Source organism: Photobacterium sp. DNB23_23_1 (genome assembly GCF_052873815.1).
This window is the reverse complement of sequence record NZ_JBNNXT010000002.1, coordinates 82442-107625: the sequence shown is the minus strand read 5'-3', so window position 1 is coordinate 107625 and position 25184 is coordinate 82442. Positions and strand designations below refer to the sequence as shown.

Below are 25184 nucleotides of genomic sequence, written 5' to 3'. Positions count from 1 at the left end.
GTTTTTGTCTCTGTCTACTGGATAAAAACCTTCACTTTTGCTTCATGTAAGTGACATGTTCAATCGTTAACTTTGTTCACAGATCATTTGCACGCGCGTGCAAACTTTAATGAAAAACACCTATTCACGCCGTTTAGTTGAAAGAGAACAAGGAGCACATTCCATGTTGCAACGTACATTATTGGCGACAGCCATCATCGGAGCATCGTTTACTACTATTGCCGGGGAGCTCGTTATCGCAGGACGCGATAGTAGCTACGGTCAAGCCATGCAGTACATTGTCGATGAATATAAAAAGGACAACCCTGACGCGAAGGTGACGCTGGTACAACGCCCGAGTAATGGGCTGTATGAAAGTGTTGTTTTATCTATGCGTGAAAAAACAGGTAACTACGATGTTATCTTGATGGATGATACTTGGGCGCCAGAGTTTATGACTAACAACTGGTTGGCACCATTATCAGATGCTGTGGCCGATAAAGACTTTGTTCAAGCCCCTTTTGACATTGGCCGTTATCCAGATGCTTCTGGTGATATCTATGCGATGCCAATGGTCGGTAATGTGGCGATGTTTGCGTGGAACCGAGCGACATTTGAATCTCACGATTTGGCTGAACCTAAATCGTGGTCTGATGTGCTTCAAGCGGCAGCCAAAATTGATGAAGCTTCTGATACTAGTGGTGTGGTATTCCGTGGCGTAAAGGGTAACCCGATAGTGACTGGTTTCCTGCCAATTTTGTGGGGCTATGGTGCTGATGTGGTTGATGCTGATGGAAAGGCAACCTTGAATACTCCTGAGGCTAAGCAAGCACTCGAAGCCTTCTTAGCTATGAAGCAATATGCCCCGCGTGGTGTCGATGTCTATAACGCCGATGAAGTACGTGATTCCCTGCAGAAGGGGACCGCGGCTATGGCTATTGAAGTCTGGCCGGCATGGGTACCAAACCTTGATAACCCAGACATGTCTGACGTTGTGGGCGATATGGAAATCATGGCTCCACCTGCAGAGGTTGGTGCCCCATCCCCTATGTTGGGTATTTGGCAGTTGGCCGTACCGGCTGACTCAAAAAACCAGAAAGAAGCTGAAGCTTTCCTCCAGTTTGCAACTAGTCCTGCAATCCAGAAATCCTTGGCGCTTGATTTTGGCATGCCACCAACGCGTGAAAGTGTTTACCTCGATGATGATGTCGTTGATCAGTACCGCTGGTACCCACAACAAGCGAAAGCTTTGACCACAGGTAAAGCACGCCCTCGTATTCAAAACTGGGCCGAAGTAGAAAGTGTGCTGGGAGACTTTTTGCAGATGGCGATGATGGGGCAAATGACCGCAGAGCAGGCATTAAATCAAGCTCAGCGACGTATCGACCGTATCATTAAAGTGTAATTGTTCGCCTATTTTTCGCTGCCTTGGGTAGATGCCTGAGGCAGTGAGTCTTTGGATTTCACTATGTTATTTGAGAACCGTAAACAGTTAGGGCTGCTACTAGCACCGGCCTTGGTTATTTTGGGACTGTTGACTGTATATCCCATTTTGAATGTGATTTATAACGCTTTCGGAGAGGTGGATTACGCAAACCAAACCTATCAATTTGTTGGTTTGGCAAACTTTACCGAATTGCTGGACGATTTTTTCTTTATTTCCGCCATCAAGAATACCTTTATTTTTACCTTGGTCGCTTCCACAGCTCAGGTCTTGTTAGGGCTTTACTTGGCGTTGTTGTTCCAGCGGCAGTTCCCAGGGCGCAAGTATGCTTTGCCCATTATCATCTACCCGATGATGCTATCTACTTTGGTCTGCTCGTCAATTTGGCGCTCATGGTATCACTATGATTTTGGCCTTATTAATAGCGTTCTTGTGGCCGTAGGGCTACCCGCTCAGGAATGGTTGTTTAATCCCGATTTAGCCTTGTTCGCTATCGCCTTGGTTGATACTTGGCAATGGACGCCAATGGCGTTCTTGATCATATTGGCAGGCTTGCAGTCGATCCCTAAAGATATTGGCGAAGCGGCAATGGTCGATGGTGCAAAAGGGTGGCGCAGTTTTGTTTATATTACTTTCCCCTTAGTGCAAAAGCAGTTGATGTTAGCACTATTACTTCGCTCGATTGATACCTTCAAGTTATTCGACAAAGTCTATGTGATGACCGGGGGCGGGCCGGGAAATGCCACCGAGACTTTATCTATGTTCGTCTATAAATATGGATTTAGATTCTTCAATCTTGGCATGGCCAGCGCTGCTGCGTTAGTCATGTTGGCAATCTCAATGGTGATGACCTTATTTTACGCCCGCAAAGCATTGCAAGGAGGCAAGGCATGAGTCGATATATTCATACAACATTGGTTTGGCTGGCGGTCGGGTTATTTCTATTGCCTATTGTTTGGATGTTTGGCACCGCGTTTAAACCCCCTGGTGAAATTTTGCGGTCAGGTGCATCCTTGCTGCCATCCCAGATAAGCTTCGATGCGTTTCGCACGCTTTGGTCGGGGGATGTGCAAACCTTAATTGGTAATACGGTATTGATCTCACTGTCGGCGACGATGGTGTCGGTCATTGTCGCTTTCTTTGCTGCTTATGCGCTGGTGCGTTATCAGTTTCCCGCCAAGCTGGACAATGTTTTCTTGCTACTCGTGCTGATCATCAAAATGATGCCACCGATTGTAGTTGCTATTCCTTTGTATTCACTGATGAATCAACTTGGGCTGCTTAATAGCAAATTAGGCCTAGTATTAGCGTATCAGGTTTATACCTTACCGTTTTGTATTTGGATGTTGTTGGGCTTTATACGTGATATCCCCCTTGAAATTGAAGAGGCAGGGGCAATGGATGGGGCCAACCTATTTAATCGTCTGGCGTATATTGTGTTTCCGCTGTGCGCGCCAGGACTGGTTGCGACAGCGATATTTGCCATGATCCTTGGCTGGAACGAGTTTTTATTTTCGCTGTTGTTCATCCACACGCCGGATAAATTTACCATTCCGCTGTTCATTTCCAACTTCATGACCGAAGACGGTACTGCGTGGGGCGAATTGATGGCGGTCGGAATTGTTTCTTCGCTGCCAATGTTGGCACTGGCTGGCTATATGCAACGTTACTTGTTGCGTGGCTTTTCGATGGGTTTGAAATAAAGAGAACAAGATGATGACTAAATTAGCAATTAACAACCTGACGAAAGCGTACGGTGACAATGTGGTGATACCTAAGGTCGATTTAGATATCCATGATGGCGAATTTGTCGTGTTTGTCGGTCCTTCTGGCTGCGGAAAATCTACCTTACTCCGAATGATTGCTGGCCTGGAATCAATCAGTGGCGGTGAGATTAAGCTCAACGGTAAATGTTTAAACGGTATACACCCATCTGAGCGTGAAGTGGCTATGGTGTTCCAATCCTATGCCCTATATCCGCATATGACGGTAGAGAAGAACATGGGCTTCCCATTAAAAATGGCAGGCACAGACAAAAGCAAGATTGCTGAAAAGGTCAGTGAGACGGCAGGGCACCTTCAACTCGATGCGCTCTTGAAAAGGCTACCCGGAGAATTGTCGGGGGGGCAGCGACAGCGTGTTGCCATTGGTCGAGCTATTGTTCGCGATCCTGAGCTGTTTTTGTTTGATGAACCTTTGTCTAACCTTGATGCAAAATTGCGTGGTGAGATGCGTGTTTATCTTAAGCAACTTCATCAGCAGCTGAATGCAACCATGGTCTATGTTACCCATGATCAGGTAGAAGCCATGACTCTTGCTGATAAAATCGTAGTACTTAACAAAGGAGAAATTGAACAGGTTGGGGCTCCTGAAGAGCTTTACAATCAGCCTGTTAATCGCTTTGTCGCTGCTTTTATAGGTACGCCAGTGATGAACTTTCTACCCGTTGATACCCTGAGTCGTCTAGTGCCGAAAATGCAGGTTTTCGATGGCACGGAAAGTGTCGGAATTAGACCGAATCAAGTGTCAGTATGTCCGCAGGATTATGACTGCGAAATGCTCATCAAAGTCGTAGAGCCATTGGGGCATGCCCGTCTTTATTACGGAGAGCTCGGTGGCGAAACATTTGTTGTTGAGAGTGATCTGAGGTTTGAGCAAGGTGACAAATTACCGCTGAATCTATCACAATCAGTAAGTCACTTTTTTGATCATCAAGAACAACGCATTGAATCGAAGGCCATTGCCAATGCCGCATGATTTTTCATTTTATGTCGTTGGTAGTGGAGATGCTTACGATAGTGAGCGGACTAACGCCAGTTTGCTCGTACAGGAAAGTAGCTATTCGTTGTTGATTGATTGTGGCCCATGGGTACCAAAGGCTTTAATGGGGCATTTAAGCACACCAGAACAGGTAGACTCGATATATATCACCCACAGCCACCCAGATCATTGTGCGGGCTTAACAACGTTGCTCAATTGGATGGATGCAAAAGGTCGAAAAAAACCGATGACTATTGTCGCTCAAAAAGCGCAATGGGAAGTGCTCAAGCCGCTGGTTGATTTTGCATATTGGCCGTTAGATGGGTTAGGTTTTGAGCTTATTTGGCAAGATAGCGGTGAAGTAAACCGTATTGGGCCTTGGTCGGTTAAAACCGCCCCGACGCAACATGCGGTGTCCAACCTTAGTCTGCAGTTAACGAGGTCCGCAGGGCAGAAAATGTTCTATTCCGGTGATGGGAAACTATTGGAACAAGGACGTGTTCTTGCTGCGCAGTCAGATTGGGTTTTTGTAGAATGCGAGACGATAATGGTTCACGACAGCCATGGATCCTGGCAGGAAATTCAGTCTTATACCCGTAAGCGTAATAGTTTATGGTGGCTGTACCATATTGATCCGCAATGTCGGCCAAATTTGGCTGAAAAGGTGGAAAAAACAATGGGGCTGAACATCGCTGAAGATGGCTACTGTTACAAAAAAAGTGAGACTAGGGAGTTTTTAGTTATTCATGAATAAGAAGGTTACAGCTTCAGATGTAGCTGAGCATGTTGGGGTATCGCGTTCGGCGGTATCTCGTGCATTTACCGAAGGGGCCAGCATTAGTGCGTCTAAACGGGATGAGATATTGCTGGCAGCTCAGCAATTAGGCTATCAACCTAACTTTTTTGCCAGAACGCTAAGTACGCCCGCACAGAAAGCCCGTTCTCACTTAGTGGCGATACTGATTAGTGATTTTTCAAATCCTTTTCAATCCTACTTGTTCGAAACGCTTTCGACGGTACTGCAAAAGCACGGTAAGCAGCCAATGTTGCTTAACGTCAAGCAAGCTGAAGACTTGGATGCGGCACTGATGAGGTTATCGGGTTATCAAGTGGATGGGGTGATCGCCGTGATGGGATCGCTACCAATAGAAAGTGTTGCTCAGTGCCAGAAGCTATCTTTACCCTTGGTTACCCTTGGACGTTCAGATCCCGCTGGACAGCACCCTTCCGTGCAAACGGATAATCGGCTGGCGGGTCAACTTGCTGCGCATTACTTTATTGAAAAAGGGTTCTCTCGTGTTGGCTTTGTGGCGGGTAGAGCCGATGGTCAGGCATCTACCGAACGTTTTCAAGGGTTTATCGATACTCTTTATCAGCATGGGATCGATGATGTTGCTCGGCTAGAGGCTGGAAGATATGGCTATAGTGCTGGTTATCAAATTACGCAGAAAGAACAGTCGACATTGCGACTGTTACAGGGAGTGTTTTGTGCCTCAGATGCATTAGCCTTTGGCTTGATGGACTGTTGCCGGCAGGATATCAGTTTGACGATCCCTAACCAGTTGAGTGTCGTAGGCTGTGATAATGTTCCTCAGTCAGACTGGGAGGGTTATCAGTTAACAACGGTTGCTCAGCCCGTTTTGGAGATTGCTGAGCAAGCTTATCGATGTTTGGAAGAAGTATGGCAAGGCAAAGCCGAAGTAAATATGTTAGTTCGGATAAAGCCGACATTAGTACAAAGAAAAAGCTAAACCAAAGCCACTCTTATATTGTCTCGGTTTTCCCTTCTTGTGCTTTAGCTTGGCAGCGCCTGACGAGTGCATGGGTCATACCACGGAAGATAAAAAGATGGGCAGGCATCATGGCAAACCAGTAGAGCAAACCTGAAAAACCTGCTGGGTGCCACCAGGCCCGGATGTCGATTTCGCGGTAGTCACCTTTATCTTCGATAGTAAACTCTAACCGGCCAAGCCCTGGCGCCTTCATACCAAACAGCAGGGATAGAAATTGGTTCGGTACTAAGTTAATCACTTTCCATGAATCAATTTTGTCGCCAAGTTCTAGATTCTCGGGGTCCCTGCGATAGCGTTTGAGGGCATCACCGCCAATAGCGAAATCCATCCATTCCCGTATCCGCCATAAGTAGTTGGCATAGAAGTAACCCTGTTTTCCTCCGACCAGCTGTACTTGCTGCCACAGCTCTTCAGCGGTTGCGTCTGTCTTCAAGCAGTACCCTGCTTGCTTGGGATAATAGCCATAGCCGGGTTGCCAGCGGGCGAGGGCGTCTGGGTCAAAGCCCCATATATCACTTCTGACCACTTCATTTTCATGGCCTAGGCTTTCTTCAACCGCTTCCTCGTAACTCAGTAAATGCTGGGGGATAAGAGATTGAAGTGCAGTGCCATTTGCCTGTAAATCATGCCCGAGCCCCCCTATTAATGCTTTGGCAATATTAGTGGGAACCGAGGTTACTAGATGTAGCCACCTTGCGGCGAACTTGGGTGTAAGGAAAGGAACAGACAAGATACGAGTTTTCTTTCCTATATATTGACCAATAGTTTTTAATTGTTGCGCGTAAGTGATGTTCTCTGTCCCGGCAACATCCATAATTTGATGACGAGTTGGCTTGAAATGAAGTAACTGCACCAGATAGTACAGCAGGTTACGCAATGCAATTGGTGAACTTTTCGAATAAACCCATTTAGGCGTGATGAGAAGTGGAAAATGGAACACAAAATCCCGCATTACTTCGAATGCTGCAGAACCAGGGCCAACGATAATCCCCGCTCGTAATTCTGTAATGGTTTTACCGCTTTCTCTGAGGATATCGCCCGTGGCCTTTCGGGCCTGTAGGTGAGCGGAGGGTTCGCCGTCAGCAGGTTGCAGTGCGCCAAGATAGATTACGCGTTCAACGGAAGAATGCTTTAAGGCGTTACTGAAGTTTTTTGCCGCCTGTAATTCAATATCAATAAAATCATGGCCATGGTTCATACCATGAACAAGGAAAAACACACTGTCTACGCCTTCAAGTAGTTCAGGTAAATTGTTGGCTTCATTGAGATCTAATTGGTGAAGGCTGACGTTTTCTATTTCCTGCCACCCGCGTTTTTCTAACAATTTTAAGTTGCGGCCAGTGGCTCTGATTTTGTAGCCAGTACTAGCCAACTCCGGCACAAGGTGACTTCCTATATAACCTGATGCGCCGACCACTAAAATTGTTTGCTCCATAAATTCCGGCTCCGTGTCGCAAGGTTGCTGGTTATATGTGATATTAGCTCTGGGCTTAACAGCGATTCCCTGCAACTTATTGGTAAGTAGGGTTTACACTAAAATATAACAGTAATTGATATTAAGTAGCGTCTTTTTGTGAGCCTCTTGTAGGTGTTTTGCGGAGAAATGTAGGCTGAATGTAGCGCGTTGGTTGTATTTTATCCCCATATTCTTCAAAGGGCTTTATAGAACAATCAGTTTACTGTAAATTTCAGTTCAAAGATTTCCTACCTCTGAGGATTACAATGTTACGACTGGTCGACCTTTGCAAAGGATATATGGATGGGGATGAATACCATTCGGTTTTGCAAGGTGCTGAGCTGGATTTAAAGCAGGGTGAGCAACTAGCACTGATGGGTGAAAGTGGCTCGGGTAAGAGTACACTACTGAACCTGATTGCTGGTTTAGATTCTGTTGATTCTGGGGAGGTCTGGTTAGGTGATAAACCAATACATATGATCTCAGAGCGTGAGAGAACCGCTTTTCGTCGTAACAACATTGGACTTGTCTTTCAGCAATTCAATCTATTACCCACCTTAAGCACTGCTGACAATATTCGCTTTTGTCGCCAACTTAAGGGGTTGCCAGAAAAGCCTGCACTTTGGCGGCAAATTATCGCGGCGTTAGATTTGATGCCCTTGCTCGGCCGCTACCCTGAAGAAATGTCGGGGGGACAGCAGCAGCGGGCAGCAATTGCTCGTGCACTTTACATGGAACCACAAATATTATTGGCTGATGAGCCGACGGGCAGTTTAGACGAACGAAATGCGTCAGCGGTAATTAACTTATTGAGCAACCTGACTAAGCAGTTGGATTGTACTCTACTACTTGTTACTCACAGTAATCAGGTTGCGGCACATATGAATGGCTGTATTCGCTTGCAAGGAGGGCTGTTGCATGTCAGGCCCCGTAGCTAAAGCGCTCTGGGGGCATTATAAGCGTCACCCACTTCAAATTGTTCTTGTATGGTTGGGTTTAACCCTAGGTATTGCCTTGTTGGTTGGGGTGATGGGGGTCAATCAGCAGGCTCGAGAGAGCTACCGTGATGGTGAGCTCCTTTTCTCGAATCCATTTCCTTATCGTATTCGTCACACTCAACCTGCACTGAGAGTACCGCAGGGGTTTTATATCCAGCTTCGTCGTGAAGGGTTTAGTCAGTGTGTCCCGCTCGATGAACAGCGCATCTCACTAGAAAACGGTCGCAGTGTTGAGCTCGTCGGCATTGACCCTATCGCTTTATTTTCGAGTTTCCGCCGGAATACGGAGGCTGATGCTAAGAACCAAGAGCAAATATTGTCACTGATGCAACCACCGTATCCTGTGCTGGTGGGCGATCAACTTGCCAACTATATGGGATTCGAAGACGGCCAGACATTATTGTTGGAATCCGGTCATACCATAGGGCCGCTGCATGTCTTGAACGAAGAAAGGATTAAAGGCCCTCGGCTTATTGCTGATATGGCCCTGCTTAGGCAGTTGAAGCCAAGTTCGGGACTAAGCTCCATTCTATGTGGTGAACTAGATCCTCAAACTCTCAGTCGGCTCAAAGATAAGCTACCAGCAGCACTGAAGCTTGAAAAACAAGAAACTGAAGGCCTAGAGCCACTGACAGACGCATTCCACTTGAACTTGTTTGCAATGGGAATGCTGGCCTTTGTAGTGGGGCTATTTATTTTCTATCAAGCAATGTCACTGTCCTTTTCTCAGCGCCAGCCATTGGTGGGGATAATGCGGCAAGCGGGGGTATCTTCTGGGCAGTTGGTGCGAGCGCTGAGTGTTGAATTAGTCGTTTGGATAATTGTCGGATTGATCGGTGGTAATCTTCTTGGCTTATTGTTGGCTGAGAAGTTGTTACCGTCCGTAGCGCAAAGCCTTAATGATCTGTACGGGGCAAATGTCAGCCTTGTTGTTCGGTGGCAATGGGAGTGGGGGGCTGCTTCGGTATTGATTGCGGTCGGTGGTTGCTTGCTGGCCTGTGGTTGGCCATTGGTACGCTTAATTAGGACTCAGCCTGCTCGATTGTCGAGTCGGATGTCTATCGTTAGATTCAGTGGCAGAGAGTTTGCGTTGCAAGCGGTGTTCTCATGTATGTTTATCGGTGCTGCTATTGCGGTGTATCAGTTACCGCATGGTCAAAAAGCTGGCTTTGTGTTGATTGCTTGCATTTTGATAGCGTCAGCATTGGTAATGCCATTTCTACTTTGGCAGCTGTTTCGGATCTTGGGTATTGCGGCACGCTCGGCCCGTCTGCGCTGGTTTTTCACCGATGCTGCAGCCAGTCTAAGCTACCGCGGTGTTGCTTCAATGGCGTTTATGTTGGCATTAGCATCAAATATCGGGATGGAAACAATGGTGGGTAGTTTCAGGAATACCACCCAAACTTGGCTAGAACAGCGATTGGCTGCTGATATCTATATTCGTCCTGCAGTTAATATGGCGCCGAGGATGACACAGTGGCTGGAAAATAGGGATGAAGTGAAACAGGTATGGTGGCAGTGGCGTAAGATGTTGCCAACAGATGCAGGGACACTGCAAGTCGTCAGCATTGGTGGCACCGCCGATGAGAAACAGGCTTTGGCCGTTAAAGTGGCAGCCCCTAATTACTGGCAGAAGCTTCATCATGAACGTGCTGTTTTGGTCAGTGAGTCTATGGCGCTGAAGCACAATATCAAGCCGGGCCAAGTACTCGATCTTCCCCCGCCGCTTAACAAGCAGTGGTTAGTCGCAGGGATTTTTTATGACTATGGTAATCCACATGGCCAAATAATCATGTCCCAAAAACGCTGGAAAGCAGTATGGCCGCATAAAGGCCAGGTTAGCTTGGCTATACACCTTGAAGACCACTCCCAGGCTGAGACCATAATCCGCTCGTTGGGAGAGGCCTTCCGCCTGCCGCCAGAGCGGATACGGAACAATAATGAATTGATGTTGCAAGCGATGAACGTATTTGACCGCACGTTCATTGTGACGGCCACTCTGGGTAAGCTTACGTTATTTGTTGCTGTGTGCGGCTTGTTCTTTGCTACGGTGGCGGGTGAAACCTCGCGTCTTCGCCAGTTTGCGTTGCTGCGCTGTATGGGAATGACAGGACGGGAGCTTGCCTTGCTCGGTGGTGGTCAGTTGCTCGTTATTGGGGTGTTGACGGCATTGATTGCTCTGCCTCTGGGGTTGGTATTGGCGCAGCTATTGATTGATGTAGTGCTTAAGTATTCGTTTGGTTGGACTATGCCTATTGAGTACTTCCCAACGAATTATTTGTTCTCTTTGGGCTCAACATTATTGGTGTTGTTGCTTGCCGGAGCTTGGCCTGTTTGGCGCTTGGTGAGGCAGTCGGCCATTATGTCACTGAGGGAGTCGTTCTAATGAAGGGAAGCAAATTTCCTCGATGGTATCTGGTTATTTCGATACTGACGTTGAGCACCGTATTGTTTATGTTGAGCTACGATAGTCCCGAGCAGAGGGAAAGTCCCTCTGTTGCGATGATGTCAGAACAAAACCATGACCAGTTCGCGCAAGTAACGCCGGGTTATCAATTTCAGTTTCCTCGTGACCATTTACCACACCCTGAGTTTAAAACGGAATGGTGGTATTTGACCGCAAACCTCAAGTCAGATGACGGGGAAGAATTTGGCCTTCAGTGGACCTTATTCCGATCCCGAGCGCTTACAGAAAAGGGGCAGGGATGGAAAAGTCCGCAGCGGTATATGGCACATACTGTGGTGACCAGTAAAAATAAAACGTGGTCAGCAGAGCGTTTTGCCCGTGGCGGGATTGGGCAGGCAGGTGTATTGGGTCAGCCTTACCGCGCTTGGTTAGATAACTGGGAGTGGCGATCTTTTTCTGATTCACCATTTCCGGGGGTGCTCACATTTGCTGACCCAAGCGGTATGGCGGGTAAATTAGCCATTCAGCAAAGCGGTGGTATTGTTCTGCAAGGGGATCAAGGCTACAGTAAAAAACATGCGACAGAAGATATAGCATCTTATTACTTCAGCGCACCTTTCTTGAAGGTAGACGGCAGATTGGAGTTGGATGGTAAGCTTTATGAGGTCTCTGGCGATGCGTGGTATGACAGAGAATGGAGTAGTCGTGGCCTTTCTGATAACCAAGAGGGGTGGGATTGGTTCTCTATCCATCTCGATGATGGAAGTGCATTAATGCTGTACCAGATCAGGGAAAAAGATGCACGGCCATACTATTTTGGTTCGTTAAGTTGGCCTGATGGAAGGACAGAGACACTGGCTGCTGAAGATATTCAATTGTCACCGTTTTCATTTACCCACCATGGGGATAAGACGTACCCCGTAGTGTGGAAGATTAAAGTGCCATCCAAGGCTATAGAACTGAAAGTGGATGTGGTCCGAAAGGAGCAGTGGCTTCCCTTCATCTTCTCTTACTGGGAAGGACCGATAACGGTTACAGGTAGTCACACAGGACAAGGATTTATGGAGCTGACGGGATATTGATGCCGTGCCCTGTAAAAAAATATTAGGATGAATAGGTGTTAAGTAACTTGCAATTCGACGAACAAACGCTGTCGCAGCGCTTAATGAATCATCGCCGGGAGTTTCATCGTTACCCAGAAGCCGCGTGGCGTGAATTTTTTACGACAAGTCGTATCGCTAGCCACCTTGAACATTTTGGTTACTCGCTACACTTCAGTGATGAAATCATTAAGCGCTCTTCAATCATGGGGCGTAATGAAGTACTCGTTGCTGAAGCGCAAGAGCGGGCAATTAGCTGGGGGGCAGATATTACTTATCTGGCTCATATGGATGGGATCACCGGTATCGGGGCTGAACTCGACACGGGAAAGCCAGGCCCTGTGATTGCACTTCGTTTTGATATTGATGCCGTTGAAGTGATGGAAAGTGAGGAAGACGCTCATCGACCTCGTTTTCTTGGCTTTGCTTCTCTTGCTACAGGTATTGCCCATGCATGTGGACATGATGCCCATGCCTCTATTGGGTTGGGTGTTGCCGAGGTATTGGCTAAAAATAAGCACCTGCTAAAAGGAAAAATTAAGTTACTGTTTCAGCCTGCCGAAGAAGGTTGTCGTGCGGGTAAGGCTATTGCCGAGAGTGGCTGGCTTGACGATGTCGATTATTTCTTTGCAGCGCATATTGGTATGAACGTGCCCAGTGGTACGCTGGTTTGTGATCCCCAACATTTCTTATGTAGTTCCAAGTTTGATCTTCACTTTATGGGGAAACCGGCTCACGCAGGTATCGAGCCAAACGCGGGACAAAATGCCCTTGCTGCGGCTTGTACGGCAGTTAATCAAATGCTGGCTATTCCACGTCACCGTGACGGTATGACGCGTATTAACGTTGGTCAAATGCATGCAGGCGACGGACGTAATGTGATTCCGGCCAGTGCTGTGTTATTGGGGGAAACTCGTGGTGAGAACCGCGCGCTCAATTCCTATATGTTTCAGCAGGTAGAGAATATTGCCCAAGCGGCGGCCATGATGCACGGGGTCAATGTTAAACTGTGTGCCCAAGGTGAGGCGATTGGCCTTGAGAATGATCCTGAATTGGTTGAGTTGCTCGAGTGTGTTGGCCCTGAGAGTGGATTTACCGAAGTGGTTCGAGAAAAAGACTTTGGTGCCAGTGAAGATGCAGGTTATTTGTTTGATCGTGTGCAGTCTCGCGGGGGTAAGGCGATCTATTGCCTAGTCGGTTCGGATTTAACGGCAGGCCATCACAATGGTGACTTTGATATTGATGAAAGTCGCATGTTACCAGCAGTAAAATTACTGCTTAATGCCGTCAATGCGCTTCAACAATCGCCTTTGATAGAAGAGCCTTCTAATAAAAGCCAGTAATTGATTTAAGCCCCAGCGTAAAACCTGGGGCTTTTTGTTACCCGTGATTCTTGGATGAGCCAGAGGGGGCCACAGGCCTTCTGGTTGAGAACTTTGTCAGGGGGAGAGGATGACAATTGATATATTGATTTTTGATCTAGATGGCACCATAAGCGATCCCAAACAGGGAATCGTACGTTCTATGAACCATGCGTTAGCTGCACATGGCTATCAAACACGAAGTGAAGATGAGATTGCCAGCTATATTGGTCCACCTCTTGATAAAATCTTTATGGAACTTGTTGGTTCAAAGCAGCCATCATTGATTCTTGATCTTGTTGCTACCTTTCGTCAACGTTACGCCGAAGTGGGGTATTCGGAGAATCGACTTTATGCAGGTATGCGCGAAACTCTTGATACATTGAAATCGGAAGGTAAATACCGTCTGGGGGTATGTACCTCCAAGCGGGTTGATTTTGCGAGCAAGATTTTAGTGCTATTTGATCTGCTTGATCATTTTGATTTTGTTGACGGTGGTGATGTAGGCATAGAAAAGTGGCAACAACTAGAAGCACTCAAGGAGCAAGGTGTGATTACAGATCAGTCCTTGATGATCGGTGATCGCTATGTCGATCTTACTGCTGCCCATAAGAATGGCTTAAAGTCAGCAGGTGTTCTCTGGGGTTATGGCTCCCAAGTGGAATTGGAAGCACATTCACCAGCCTATTTATTCTCCAAACCGAAGAATTTAGCGCAGCTGTAAGCGAGTTCTCACTGTTATGATTATTGCTTAAGAGTTCTAACAATTCGATAGATAAGACAATTTTTTGCTACACCTTACAAAAAATATCCTAGCATTGTAGTTATGTCTACACGGGCATAATAACGAATATTAGGGGCATAGGGTGAGCAAAGCGGACACTCAGGTACTTCGTATCAGAGACAAGCTATCGGTTTTCCAGTTGGGAAACTGGTTAATACCTTTTTGTCTGAGTGATAAGTTCAAGTTTGCCTTCCGTGTAGCCACCAGTCTTACATTAGCCTATATGATCCCAATGGCTTTGGGGTGGACACAACCTTCAACCGCTGCAACGACCGTGATGTTGATTGCATCAACAGGTAGTCGTCGTGAATCTATGGCAAAGGGGACATTGCGAGTACTTGGTACTATTGCAGGTGGCATTATTGGCTTGCTGCTCGTGGGGTTCTTTGCCCAAGATCGCTTGCTGTATATGTTGGCGGTTTCTCTTGTTGTGGTGATCGTGTTCTACATCCGATCAGCTTACCTGAATGACCCGACATTGTTTATGCTCACTGGCGTCATGCTTCTGATGATGTATAACGGAGGCGATGCCGAGGGCGCTTTTCTTTACGGTATTGATCGTACTTTTATGACGGTTTTCGGGGTCGTTGTTTATACCCTCGTTGGTGTATTTCTCTTCCCCCCCAAAGTTGAGCAAAATCTTCGTCAGTTAGGCGATAATTTGGCTTCAGCACAAAAAGCCTTGTTTGAAGCGATGAGCTTTCCACCGCAACAAGAGATAAAGGCAGATCAGCCCAAGCCTGAATTATCAGAAGATGATACGACTAGCTCAGAGACCGAAACCGACCAAGAGCAACCCACCTTAGCCGATCTCAGTAAGTCGCTCTTTGCTGCTCAACAGGCCTTCGAAGCGAGATATCAGACTCTCAACAGTGAGTGCAGTGAAGTATCTGCTTATAAAAAAGAGTGGGATGGCACAATCGCGTTGTATGGTCAGATCACAGAATTACTTTTGTTTGCTGCCAAAGATCACTCGCGGTCGGGCGGGCACCCAATAGAATACCTTCGTGACTTTGATAAATTACGCACAGAGGTGATCCAATTATTCGAAAGGCTCCCTGATGCATGGGAAAAACAAGCTGCACATTCTCCCCAGCCGTTGGATCCTGTTGAGTATGATGGAGAAAGGCTGAAACAAGCCAGCCATTTATATCGAGGGGAGGCGGTATCATCGGGTTATTTGTTTAATCAATTGCGAGAGCGGTTAGCCAAGCTTGAAAGCTGTATCAGCAGTATCGATTCATTGACTGGAACCGTCGAATTCGAGTTACCACCATTAAAGGCCAAGCCCAATTTTAATTGGTGGGATGCTGAAAATGCAAAGTCTAGCATTAAGGTATTTGTGACCTATTGGATCGCTGGCGCATTTTGGATTCAGTTTAATCCCCCGGGTGGCTATAACTTTGTCATATTTAGCACACTCTTTGTTTCTATTCTCTCTTTTCTCCCGTTTCACCCCGTGATGCTATTGATATTGTTTACGCTGGGTTTTGTTTTTTCTGTTCCCGCCTATGTTTTCCTTTTACCACAATTAACCCTAGGTGCAGAGCTGGCTTTGTTTATTTTTGCTTATACCTTTGTTGGTTTCTATGTACTCAAGGGTCCGGTGACTATCTTCTTTTTGATAGGTTTGTTTACCCTCGGTATTGATAACAACATGGTGTATCACTTCGGCATTACCCTAACGATTGTCACTTTATTCTACATGACGGTGCTGTCCGTTGTGATCTCATATTATTTACCGTTTTCAAGTCGTCCAGAACACTTGTTGTTGGTGTTCAGGGAACGCTTTTTTCGTCATGCGACCGGCGTGATCCGATTGTTGCAAGTTGATCAACTGTCCCTTGTGCAAAAACTACAGTTGGTTTGGCGTATTACTACGATGGTAGTGGCATTAAAAAAAATGCAGGTGTGGGGAGCGAAATTTAACACTAATCCTTATCCATCACTCACGGCCGAACAGCTTAAGCGTTATATCGAACAATGCGACTTGTTCCACCATCACCTGATGACTTTCATCAAGGCGCGTAAAAAAATGGATGAAAACCCGTTATTGGTGGAAGCAAAAAAAGGCAATAAAGATACGGTGATCCCTGCATTGTCACAGGCATTATGGAAAGTGGAATCAGAGACAATTGATGAACTTAATGCTGATCACTTAAAGCAAGATTATCAAGACTTAGAAGCTCGACTCGATGAGTACTTTTCTCATATTGAATTGGATAAGTACTCTAATTCAGACATTGCCGGGTTTTATATCTTCCTAAACTTGAAGAAAAATATTTTTGAATCATTGCTGAGCTGCAAACAAGTGAGTGATGACGTTGTTTGGGAAGAATTGTCGATGAAGCGGTTTTAGGGGGGCTGAGCGTGGTGAGTAAGATCAGCGTTTGCATAACAGTGTTATCTTTGCTTGTTACGTCAGGCTGTACGGTATTAGGGCCCAAGTTTGAGGGGGTGGCACCAGCTACGTTGCCAACATCATGGTCCACGTCGGATCTTGAGCAGAGCAAAAACAAAACCGCGCGCTGGTGGCAGCAATTTGATGATCCAGTACTCAATGAGCTAGTGGAAAAAGCCAGCCAACAGAACCTCGACTTAGAGGCCGCCGGGCTCAGAATTCTTCAGGCTCGGACCGCAGTGGGTGTCGCGGAATCATTTCAATACCCACAGCGGCAAAATGTATCGGGTAGTGTGGCAAAAATTTACCAAAACGAGAATACTTTTGATAATGCTTCGCTGAGCTTTGATGCCGCTTGGGAGCTGGATGTGTGGGGGCGTTATGCGCTTGGCGTCGAGTCAGCTGAAGCGACCTTATATGCGTCAATCGCTTCCTATCACGATATTTTGGTCACTATTACGTCAGAAGTCGCCAGAAACTATATCAATTATCGGACATTCCAAGAGCGGGTACTGTTATCTGAACGGAATATTGAAATTCAGCGCCGCGTCGAGCGGATCACTGAAATCCAGTATGAGTCGGGGGATGTGACTGAATTAGATGTCCAGCAGGCGAGAACCCAGCTGTATAACACCGAGTCGGCATTACCCAGCCTGAAAATTGGCATGATGCAATCGCGCAATGCCATTGCAGTGCTGCTTGGTATTCTGCCGGACCAGGTGATGGTGCTGTTGGACAGCCCTTGGGTGGATGCCAAAGTGAAAGTCTTCGACAATAAATATGAGGGTACGCGAAATAGCCGGCTAACAAGTGATTACGACCAATATTCTTTGATTCCCGCGACGTTGCCTATCAGTACACAAGTCGATGCCGGTTTAGTGTTACGCCGTCCCGACCTTCAACTTGCCGAGCTACAGGCTCATGCACAAAACAGCCAAATCGGTATAGCTGAAGCCGATTTATACCCCCAATTTTCGTTGTTTGGCGTCATTGGTCTCAATAGTACCGTTCCTGCAGGTAATGATTTTAGCTTTAGTGATTCCCTCAACCTTTCTCTTGGTCCTGCTTTCTCGTGGAATATTTTCCAGTATGGCAGGGTGAAAAACGCTATTCGCGCTCAAGATGCTCGCTTCCAAGAGACACTGACGAACTACAACAAGCAGGTGCTACTGGCGGTGCAGGAAGTGACGAACGCCTTGGAGTCCTATCAGCTCAATCAGTACCAACAGAAACTTGCCTTTCGGTCTGTTGACGCGTCGGTACGCGCTTACAACATCTCGTTGACCCAGTATGAAAATGGCCAAATTAGCTTTGAGCGTTTGCTCAATTCGCTTGAGAAGATGACCCGAAGCGAAGATGCCTATGCGATTGTGAAAGGGAATGTTGCCAATCAAGTGGTGGCACTTTATAAATCACTCGGCGGCGGGTGGGAAGCCGAAACTGGCCGACCATACCTCAATGATGCGTTGCGCTCGCAAATGGAGAGCCGAACAGATTGGGGCGAAATGTTGGATGAAACACAGCTTCCCCTGCTATCGCCCGACCAAGTTCCAAATGCCGTGTCACCGTTTGGCGAGCCGATAGATCCGGCCAAGCAGAGTTACCCTGGAGGCCCATAATGGAAGTGCCGCATGAAATGTCTTGGGGAGATGTGTATTACTCGCCCTTTTTACTTGTCATCATTTTGTCTGTAATCGCGACTTGGATAACGGTAGTCATTTTAAATAAAACCCGTTTATCGCGGCTAATTGCTTATCCATCGGTGACCTTTTTGGCAATAACGGTGCTTTATACCGTTGCTATTGACGCTTACTTTATTCAGTTTTAGGTGTGAATATGAAGAGTATAAAAAAGCTATTCGTTATTGCGCTGAATCTCATCATTATTGGTGGTGCCATTTACTATGGCTATCAAAAATACCAAGAGTACTTCGACAACCCGTGGACCCGTAACGGCCAAGTTCGCGCCAATATTGTCAAGGTGGCGCCTCGGGTTTCAGGGCCTGTGGTTTATGTACCCGTCGTCGATAACCAATTCGTGCGCAAGGGCGAGCTGTTATTTCAAATTGATCCCACGACATATGAAGTTGCGTTATCGCAAGCTGAAGCCTCCCTTGAACGCTCGAAAATAAGTTCGAAAGGAAAGAAAATCGAATTAGATCGCTTGCTCGATATTCAACGCAAAGATAAGGGGGCGGTTTCGTTGAAAGATATCACCCGCCGACAGATATCGTATGAAGAGTCGCTCATCCAAATCAAAGTTTCAGAGCAAAAGTTACGTGCAGCCAAATTGAATATGGAGTTTACCCAAGTATTTGCATCGGTTGATGGCTATGTGTCTAACTTGGATATTCGCGAAGGCACACAAGCGGTTGCCAACCAGCCTTTACTTGCTGTGGTTGATGTGAATAGCTTTTGGGTGTTTGGCTATTTTCGTGAAAACCAGCTATCCAATATCACCATAGGTGATAAGGCAAAAGTGACCTTGATGGCTTATCCAGAAGAGCCGATTGAAGCTGTTGTTGACTCTGTCGGGTGGGGGATAGCCCCACAAAATGGTGCAGTGGGCTATAACTTATTACCAAGCGTGAATCCGGTTTTTCAATGGATCCGCTTAGCACAACGTATCCCGGTAAAAATTACTCTATCGACATTGCCAGAGGGTGTGAACCTGCGCTTCGGCATGACGGCATCGATTATGGTGATGGACGAGCAACAGGATTCAAAAGCAGAGCACACACATTAATCGGATCAGGAGGGGAAATGGGTAAGAAAATCACTGAGAAAAATAATTTTTACTATCTCACGACTGCTTTGATTCTCTTGTTGGTGAGTTCTTCACTTGATCAGGTACTGCATATTACCTGGTTGGATAAAATCATGCAGGGAATTACCTTGCTGACGTTTGCGGTTTGCTTGATGAGTTTGCGGTTTGACTCAGGGTGGTATCGGTTTTTGTTGAGTCTTGCCGTGGTATGGATTGGGCTGGTGATTGTCAAAGAATTGTTTGATTTCAAGCAAACCGATGTTGCTATGCTGGTCTTGATGCTGAGTTTCTTTTTCGGCACGTTCAAATCTATTATGCGACAGATCCTTTTTACCGGCAGTATTGATAACAATAAGGTCGTTGGCTCATTGGCGTTATTTTTACTTCTCGGTTTAATGTGGGCCATTACCTATTTGCTTATTCTCGAATTTTCCCCTGAATCCTTTACGGGTCTTGAGGCCAAAGACTGGGGAGATAATTTTTCCAATGCAGCCTACTTTAGTTTTGTCACTCTTACTACATTGGGCTATGGCGATATTAGCCCTATCTCACCCTTTGCTCAGGTCATTGTGTATTTAGAAGCGACAGCTGGCGTGTTCTACATGGCAATTGTTGTTGCAAGCCTGGTCGGTGCCAGCCAAAACAGTCAGGAAAACAACGATGGATAGACAACTTGAAAAGCAAAATAGCAGTATATTTATCAATAATATGCTGGAGGCATCCATAAGGATCGGGCTATTAGTTATTTTGATCGTGTGGACCTATGACATTATCAAGCCCTTTATTATTCCAGTGCTATGGGGGGCAATCATCGCGGTGGCTTTGATGCCACTTACTCTCAAGTTAGAAGGGGTAATGAAAGGAAGGCGAGGGTTGTCAGCCACTATTCTCGCTGTGATAGGTATTACCATATTGGTCGTGCCACTGATCATTGTAATGGGATCGATTTTCGATGGTGTTGTAGGATTGACCGACTTTTTGCAAAGCGAAACGGTTAAACTGCCGGGACCTCCAGCAAGAGTTGCTGAAATCCCTATGGTGGGAGAAAAGCTGCATAGTACATGGGCTTTGTTTGCTACCAATATGGAACAAGCTCTGATGAAATATTCAGAGGAAATAAAAGCGGCAGTGGGGGCTTTTGCTGGTGCACTCGGTAGTGGCTTAGCAACAGTTGTCATGTTTATCATCTCACTGCTTATTGCTGCAGGCTTTATGGCGCACTCAGAGTCGATGGCAAAAGCGGTTGGGCTTGTCTCCGTTCGGGTTGTTGGTAAACATGGTGAAGAATGGGCAAGTTTGATAGCGGCAACAATCCGAAGTGTTTTGTTGGGGGTCGTAGGTGTTGCCTTCATCCAATCAGTTTTGATTGGTCTCGCTATGTTTGTGTTTAAAATACCAGCGGCAGGGCTTATCACGCTTGTTGTTTTCATTTTAGCCATCGCTCAATTGCCGGCTCTATTGATTGTGTTGCCAGTTATTATCTATGTTTTTTCATATATGGATACCACACCCGCAACCATTTTTACTGTTTGGGTTCTATTAGCGGGGTTGTCTGATAACTTTCTGAAACCGATGTTAATGGGACGAGGAGTAGATATCCCAATGCCCGTCATATTGATTGGCGCTATTGGCGGAATGATTTCAGCTGGTATTATCGGGCTTTTCCTTGGTGCGGTGGTTTTGGCCATTTGGTATGAGTTATTCATTTCTTGGATGAAGATGTCACCGCAAGAGAAGAAAAGTGACAATGAGACAGATGAAGTAGCTAAGGCCCAACCAAATACGGATTAAGCAATAGTATTGTTTACTCGTTGCTGAATTTAACAGCAGAGTATCTGGGGTATATATAGTTGCTGGAATATCGATTGTGTTTTATCACTTTGGTATTCCAGTTTTTCTTTGCTTGTAATTCGAATAATTACTCTATACTTGGTTAGACAAGCACAGTAATGCAGTGTTACTAGCATTGGTCATGGAATGAAGATAATTACAGGGCATTGTGGTAATGAGTAATTTTTTCGATAAAGCAAGACGAGCGATAAACCAGTTGGAAGTGATGGTGAATACTATCTCTATGCCTAAGGTCAAGGCTGATGAGGAGAACCTCAGTATGCCGCTGACTGATCAATCGAGTTCCTTGGTGAATAAGACAGTATTTATCAGTGGTGGCTCTCGTGGGATTGGTTTTGCGATTGCCAAGCGGTGCGCGCAAGAGGGCGCGACGGTAGTCATAGCCGCTAAAACCGCTGAGCCACACCCGATATTACCCGGCACCATATATACTGCAGCAGACGAAATTAATCAGGCGGGTAAGGGGAAGGCTATTCCTGTTGTGCTGGATATCCGTGATGAAGCCGCAATTGCGAGCGCGGTTGAGCAAGTTGTCACGCAAACCGGTGGCATTGATATAGTAATTAATAACGCCAGCAGTATTCATCTACAAAACATGGAAAACACGCCAAGCAAGCGCTTTGATCTGATGTTTTCGATAAATGTGCGCGGGACGTATTTGCTGACTCAAGCGTGCTTGCCGTATTTACGCAAGTCGTCTAATCCGCATATTTTGACTCTCTCCCCGCCGATTGATTTAAGCCCGCAGTGGTTTAAGAACTATGGCGCCTATACCAGTTCAAAATATGGCATGTCGATGATGACCATGACCTTTGCAAATGAGCTCAAAGAATATGGTATTGCAGCCAATTCATTGTGGCCGAAAACCACCATTGCCACTTCAGCAATATCTCATATGAAAAACGGTAAGAAAATTATGGAGCACTCACGCCAACCGACTATCATGGCTGATGCGTGTTATGAGGTTCTCACCCGAGACGCGAAAGAGTGTACGGGGAGGTTTTTTATTGATGAAGAGGTATTGCAGCACCAAGGTGTTACAGATTTCTCGGAATATGCTTGTAAGCCTGGAGCGTCTTTACAGCGGGATTTGTTTTTAAGCTAAGTTTGTAACTTCAATATGAATATAAATACCAAGAACAAATAAAGCAAGCGGCAGAGCCGCTTGTTAAACGTTGTATCGCAAGGCCATTTTAATCTGCATAGTTACGAAAATGAAAATGGCTAAAATATAGAATTTATGATTTATAAGTTAATGAAACACTTTGTTATTATTTCTACAGTGATCATTATATAGGATCAAATCCCCCCTGATTTACCAAGCTTGAGGCTGATGCTTTGACTGTAATTGTGTTTATTACAGATGTGGGTATTATCGGGTGTGTGATGTGGGATTAGAGGTATCGATGCAGCAGTTTTTCAAAAATATTTACCAGTATATCAATCCGGAGAAAGATCCTGACTTGCAAGCAGCGACCCAGCAGTGGGAGGCATCTTTGCCAACATTATGGCTACTGGGTAAAACTGGCGCAGGAAAGTCGACCCTGATAGCAACTGTCACGGATAATGAATTGGTTGAGGTTGGTAATGGCTTTCAACCCTGCACCCAGACAGCGGTTGAATATGCTTTTCCTTCACTGAGCCCAGTGTTGCGTTTTCTCGATACCCGAGGGTTATCAGAAGCTGATTATGATCCTTCTGATGATATTTCTGCCTGCCAGGCGCAAAGTCATGCGCTACTGGTTGTAATGAAAGTTGAAGAGCCGGAACAGAGTGATGTGCTATCAGCGTTGAAAAAAATCCGCAAAGATGGCCGTATTGATAGTCTATTGGTGGTCCATACTGCGTGTTTGTCGATTATCGACCCAGAACAACGGCTTCAAGCTATTCGATATAACCAAACTCAGGTGGAGAAAGTATGGGGTACGACATTGATGTCGGTTAATGTGGACTTCCAGGCCACCGCTCCCGATAGTGCAGCGACCCAAAGTAATGAATGGTTTGGCCTGTCAGCATTGAATGAACAGTTAGCAGACATGCTACCAATTATTCAGTTGATGCAGCAATCACAGCAGCATGGCAATGCTGAGCAAAGTAATTTCCATAAGCTTCAACAAGAAGTTATGTGGTATGCAGGCAGTGCGGCAGCATCTGATGCGCTTCCAGGTGTAGGCTTGGTGTCTGTGCCGGCCATACAAGGGAAAATGCTGCACAGTTTGGCACGTCAATACGGTGTTGAGTGGAACCGAAAGCGTTTTACTGAATTCGCTGGCTTATTAGGAAGTAGCTTTGCTTTGAAGTACGCAACAAAGTTGGGCGTGAGGCAGTTGGCGAAGTTTATTCCGGTATATGGGCAAACGGTAGGGAGTGCGGTTGCTGTTGCTATTAGCTTTGGCCTTACGTATGCGATTGGCCGGGCGGGGTGTAAGTACCTTTATCATATCAGTCGCGGGGAAACGGTTAGTGAGAGTGATATTCGCTTTGTATTTGAACAAGCGCTAAAGCAGGCAAAGGACAGCCATGAAAAAGACAATCAATAGTGTCAGCCTGCTAAGCCGTATCTCCGCTGGGGTGGCACCTTTAGTTTTTGCTTCGTTGATCATACCTTTGTTCGTGTTGGCGGGGTGGGGGTTATTTCGGATTATTCAGGATGATCAATGGTTGTTCTTATCAATTTTGATTGCATCCTCATCGTGTGTTGTTATCGCAGGCGCAATTTGGCTGCGCCAAACGCGCCGCGCGTCGAATAACAACATTGGTATTGAGGGAGAGTATGATGTCGCTCCATCCGGTGAGTGGGGAGAGTTTGACCGTGAAGTTTGGACTGAGCTCAATCCAGCAATAGCCCGCCGCCTCGAACAGGATGATAGTTGGATAGGGCTAAGGGAGCATGCCTTATCGTTGTCGATGGAGGTCGCTAGTCAATATTATCCTGAACGCGATACTCAAGCCTTGTCTTTTACCGCGCCGGAATTTCTGTTGATGTTGGAGAAGGTGAGTCATCGTTACCGCCTCTTTTTACTTAATCATATTCCCTTCGCAGAAACATTGAAGCTGTCCTACTTTCAACAAGGATATCAGCATAAAGAGAAGCTTGGTGCCGCCAAAAAGTTTTATGATGTATACCGGGTATTCAGAGCGATGACGCCAGCAGGCTTGGTGGCAGAGGCGAGGGGGCAACTGCTTGGCCGTTTGTTTGATGAAGTCAGTGAGGAAGTCCAGCACACCTTGAAAAAAGTCCTGTTGCAGGAAGTACTGTCTGTAGCAATCGATCTATACAGTGGTCGCTATAAAGCCGCGGAAGGTGAGTTGAACAACTGTGATACAGCTAGCGAACACTTTGCTGAGGAATTAAAGCCGCTCCGAGTGGCGATTGTCGGTCAGGTCAGTGCGGGGAAATCTTCGCTGGTCAATACGTTTGTGGGTAATATGGTGGCTGAAGTGAGTGCAATCCCTTCAACGGAAAGTATTGTCGTTCACCGCTGTTATGTCGATGGAATAGATATTATTCACTTGGTTGACCTACCGGGTATTGATGGGCAGGTAACCACCAATAAGCTGTTGGTTAAGCAAATGGTACAGAGTGATATTGTCCTTTGGGTATTGAAAGCCAATCAACCAGCGCGAAAGAGTGATGTGATACTTCGCCAGCAGTTTGATGAATACTATCAGCAGGCGGATAATCGCAGTCGCAAAAAGCCACAAGTGATCATGGTGCTTAATCAGGTTGACCGTTTATCTCCGGCCTTAGAGTGGCAGCCGCCTTATGATTTATCAGCGCCGCAATCAGCGAAAGCTAACACGATAAAGGCGGCGCTTGATTTCAATAAGGCGAAAATCATGCCTGATGATGAGGTTGTGGTTGCGATGCCGCCCAATGACCAACCTTATAATATGGATAGCTTGGCAGAGGCGTTATTGAGTGCATTTCAAGATGGGGTGAATACCCAACTCAACCGGCGCCGTATAGAGCATAAGAGTGACGCTTTGACGAAACAGGTAAAGCGGTTGTACCGACTAGGTAAGGTGGCAGTAAAGCGGTATACAGTTAAATCATGATTATTTGGGCCTTGGTCTATTCAAC

General features: G+C 46.3%; 21 protein-coding genes. 20 read left to right on the top strand and 1 reads right to left on the bottom strand.

The features are described 5' to 3' along the window. Window positions 1-163: 163 nt before the first annotated feature. The 6 genes from ACVA53_RS02380 to ACVA53_RS02355 all read left to right on the top strand — a co-directional run bounded on the left by ACVA53_RS02380 (window position 164) and on the right by ACVA53_RS02355 (window position 5934). Window positions 164-1384 (top strand): extracellular solute-binding protein, encoded by a 1221-nt coding sequence (locus tag ACVA53_RS02380; protein ID WP_255042743.1) that lies wholly within the window; start codon window positions 164-166, stop codon window positions 1382-1384. A 63-nt stretch (window positions 1385-1447) separates the two neighbouring features. Further along, window positions 1448-2317 (top strand): carbohydrate ABC transporter permease, encoded by an 870-nt coding sequence (locus ACVA53_RS02375; RefSeq protein ID WP_255042744.1) that lies wholly within the window; start codon window positions 1448-1450, stop codon window positions 2315-2317. Next, window positions 2314-3126, top strand: a complete 813-nt coding sequence (locus ACVA53_RS02370) for a carbohydrate ABC transporter permease (RefSeq protein WP_255042745.1) — start codon at window positions 2314-2316, stop codon at window positions 3124-3126. Before ACVA53_RS02375 ends, ACVA53_RS02370 begins: the two co-directional genes overlap by 4 nt. A 13-nt stretch (window positions 3127-3139) precedes the next feature. Beyond that, on the top strand, window positions 3140-4180 hold the full coding sequence (locus ACVA53_RS02365; protein WP_255042781.1) for an ABC transporter ATP-binding protein: 1041 nt from the start codon (window positions 3140-3142) through the stop codon (window positions 4178-4180). After that, window positions 4170-4937 carry an MBL fold metallo-hydrolase gene (locus ACVA53_RS02360; protein WP_255042746.1) on the top strand — a complete coding sequence of 256 codons (768 nt, stop codon included), beginning with the start codon at window positions 4170-4172 and terminating at the stop codon, window positions 4935-4937. Before ACVA53_RS02365 ends, ACVA53_RS02360 begins: the two co-directional genes overlap by 11 nt. Further along, window positions 4930-5934 (top strand): LacI family DNA-binding transcriptional regulator, encoded by a 1005-nt coding sequence (locus ACVA53_RS02355; protein WP_255042747.1) that lies wholly within the window; start codon window positions 4930-4932, stop codon window positions 5932-5934. Before ACVA53_RS02360 ends, ACVA53_RS02355 begins: the two co-directional genes overlap by 8 nt. A gap of 13 nt (window positions 5935-5947) precedes the next feature. Here the strand turns inward: ACVA53_RS02355 and ACVA53_RS02350 are convergent, their stop codons facing one another. Beyond that, window positions 5948-7411 (bottom strand): DUF2867 domain-containing protein, encoded by a 1464-nt coding sequence (locus ACVA53_RS02350; RefSeq protein WP_255042749.1) that lies wholly within the window; start codon window positions 7409-7411, stop codon window positions 5948-5950. Window positions 7412-7698: 287 nt separating this feature from the next. On the opposite strand from ACVA53_RS02350, the gene ACVA53_RS02345 reads away from it, so the two are divergent. The 14 genes from ACVA53_RS02345 to ACVA53_RS02280 all read left to right on the top strand — a co-directional run bounded on the left by ACVA53_RS02345 (window position 7699) and on the right by ACVA53_RS02280 (window position 25159). After that, window positions 7699-8370: an ABC transporter ATP-binding protein gene (locus ACVA53_RS02345; protein WP_255042751.1), complete on the top strand. Its 672-nt coding sequence runs from the start codon at window positions 7699-7701 to the stop codon at window positions 8368-8370. Then, the gene (locus ACVA53_RS02340; RefSeq protein WP_446504425.1) at window positions 8351-10816 is read left to right on the top strand and encodes an FtsX-like permease family protein; all 2466 of its coding nucleotides are present in this window, start codon (window positions 8351-8353) and stop codon (window positions 10814-10816) included. The genes ACVA53_RS02345 and ACVA53_RS02340 overlap by 20 nt, the downstream gene beginning before the upstream one ends. Continuing rightward, window positions 10816-11919: a lipocalin-like domain-containing protein gene (locus ACVA53_RS02335; protein WP_446504424.1), complete on the top strand. Its 1104-nt coding sequence runs from the start codon at window positions 10816-10818 to the stop codon at window positions 11917-11919. The genes ACVA53_RS02340 and ACVA53_RS02335 overlap by 1 nt, the downstream gene beginning before the upstream one ends. A 35-nt stretch (window positions 11920-11954) precedes the next feature. Further along, window positions 11955-13280 (top strand): amidohydrolase, encoded by a 1326-nt coding sequence (locus ACVA53_RS02330; RefSeq protein WP_255042756.1) that lies wholly within the window; start codon window positions 11955-11957, stop codon window positions 13278-13280. Between the two features lie 109 nt (window positions 13281-13389). Then, complete coding sequence (locus ACVA53_RS02325; RefSeq protein WP_255042758.1) at window positions 13390-14022, top strand: HAD family hydrolase; 633 nt, start codon at window positions 13390-13392, stop codon at window positions 14020-14022. Between the two features lie 226 nt (window positions 14023-14248). Next, entirely contained in the window at window positions 14249-16441 is a 2193-nt protein-coding gene (locus tag ACVA53_RS02320; protein WP_255042782.1) for an FUSC family protein, read from the top strand. Next, entirely contained in the window at window positions 16420-18102 is a 1683-nt protein-coding gene (locus ACVA53_RS02315; RefSeq protein WP_446504458.1) for a TolC family protein, read from the top strand. Before ACVA53_RS02320 ends, ACVA53_RS02315 begins: the two co-directional genes overlap by 22 nt. 5 nt (window positions 18103-18107) lie before the next feature. Continuing rightward, window positions 18108-18311, top strand: a complete 204-nt coding sequence (locus ACVA53_RS02310; RefSeq protein ID WP_255042785.1) for a DUF1656 domain-containing protein — start codon at window positions 18108-18110, stop codon at window positions 18309-18311. Window positions 18312-18328: 17 nt separating this feature from the next. Then, window positions 18329-19228 (top strand): HlyD family secretion protein, encoded by a 900-nt coding sequence (locus ACVA53_RS02305; RefSeq protein ID WP_255042786.1) that lies wholly within the window; start codon window positions 18329-18331, stop codon window positions 19226-19228. Window positions 19229-19245: 17 nt separating this feature from the next. Beyond that, window positions 19246-19917 carry a potassium channel family protein gene (locus ACVA53_RS02300; RefSeq protein WP_255042759.1) on the top strand — a complete coding sequence of 224 codons (672 nt, stop codon included), beginning with the start codon at window positions 19246-19248 and terminating at the stop codon, window positions 19915-19917. Next, window positions 19910-21040 carry an AI-2E family transporter gene (locus ACVA53_RS02295; RefSeq protein WP_255042760.1) on the top strand — a complete coding sequence of 377 codons (1131 nt, stop codon included), beginning with the start codon at window positions 19910-19912 and terminating at the stop codon, window positions 21038-21040. The genes ACVA53_RS02300 and ACVA53_RS02295 overlap by 8 nt, the downstream gene beginning before the upstream one ends. A 214-nt stretch (window positions 21041-21254) precedes the next feature. Continuing rightward, window positions 21255-22205 carry an SDR family oxidoreductase gene (locus ACVA53_RS02290; RefSeq protein ID WP_255042761.1) on the top strand — a complete coding sequence of 317 codons (951 nt, stop codon included), beginning with the start codon at window positions 21255-21257 and terminating at the stop codon, window positions 22203-22205. Between the two features lie 301 nt (window positions 22206-22506). Beyond that, window positions 22507-23640 carry a YcjF family protein gene (locus ACVA53_RS02285; protein WP_274129851.1) on the top strand — a complete coding sequence of 378 codons (1134 nt, stop codon included), beginning with the start codon at window positions 22507-22509 and terminating at the stop codon, window positions 23638-23640. After that, the gene (locus ACVA53_RS02280) at window positions 23621-25159 is read left to right on the top strand and encodes a GTPase family protein (protein ID WP_446504423.1); all 1539 of its coding nucleotides are present in this window, start codon (window positions 23621-23623) and stop codon (window positions 25157-25159) included. Before ACVA53_RS02285 ends, ACVA53_RS02280 begins: the two co-directional genes overlap by 20 nt. Window positions 25160-25184 lie beyond the last annotated feature (25 nt).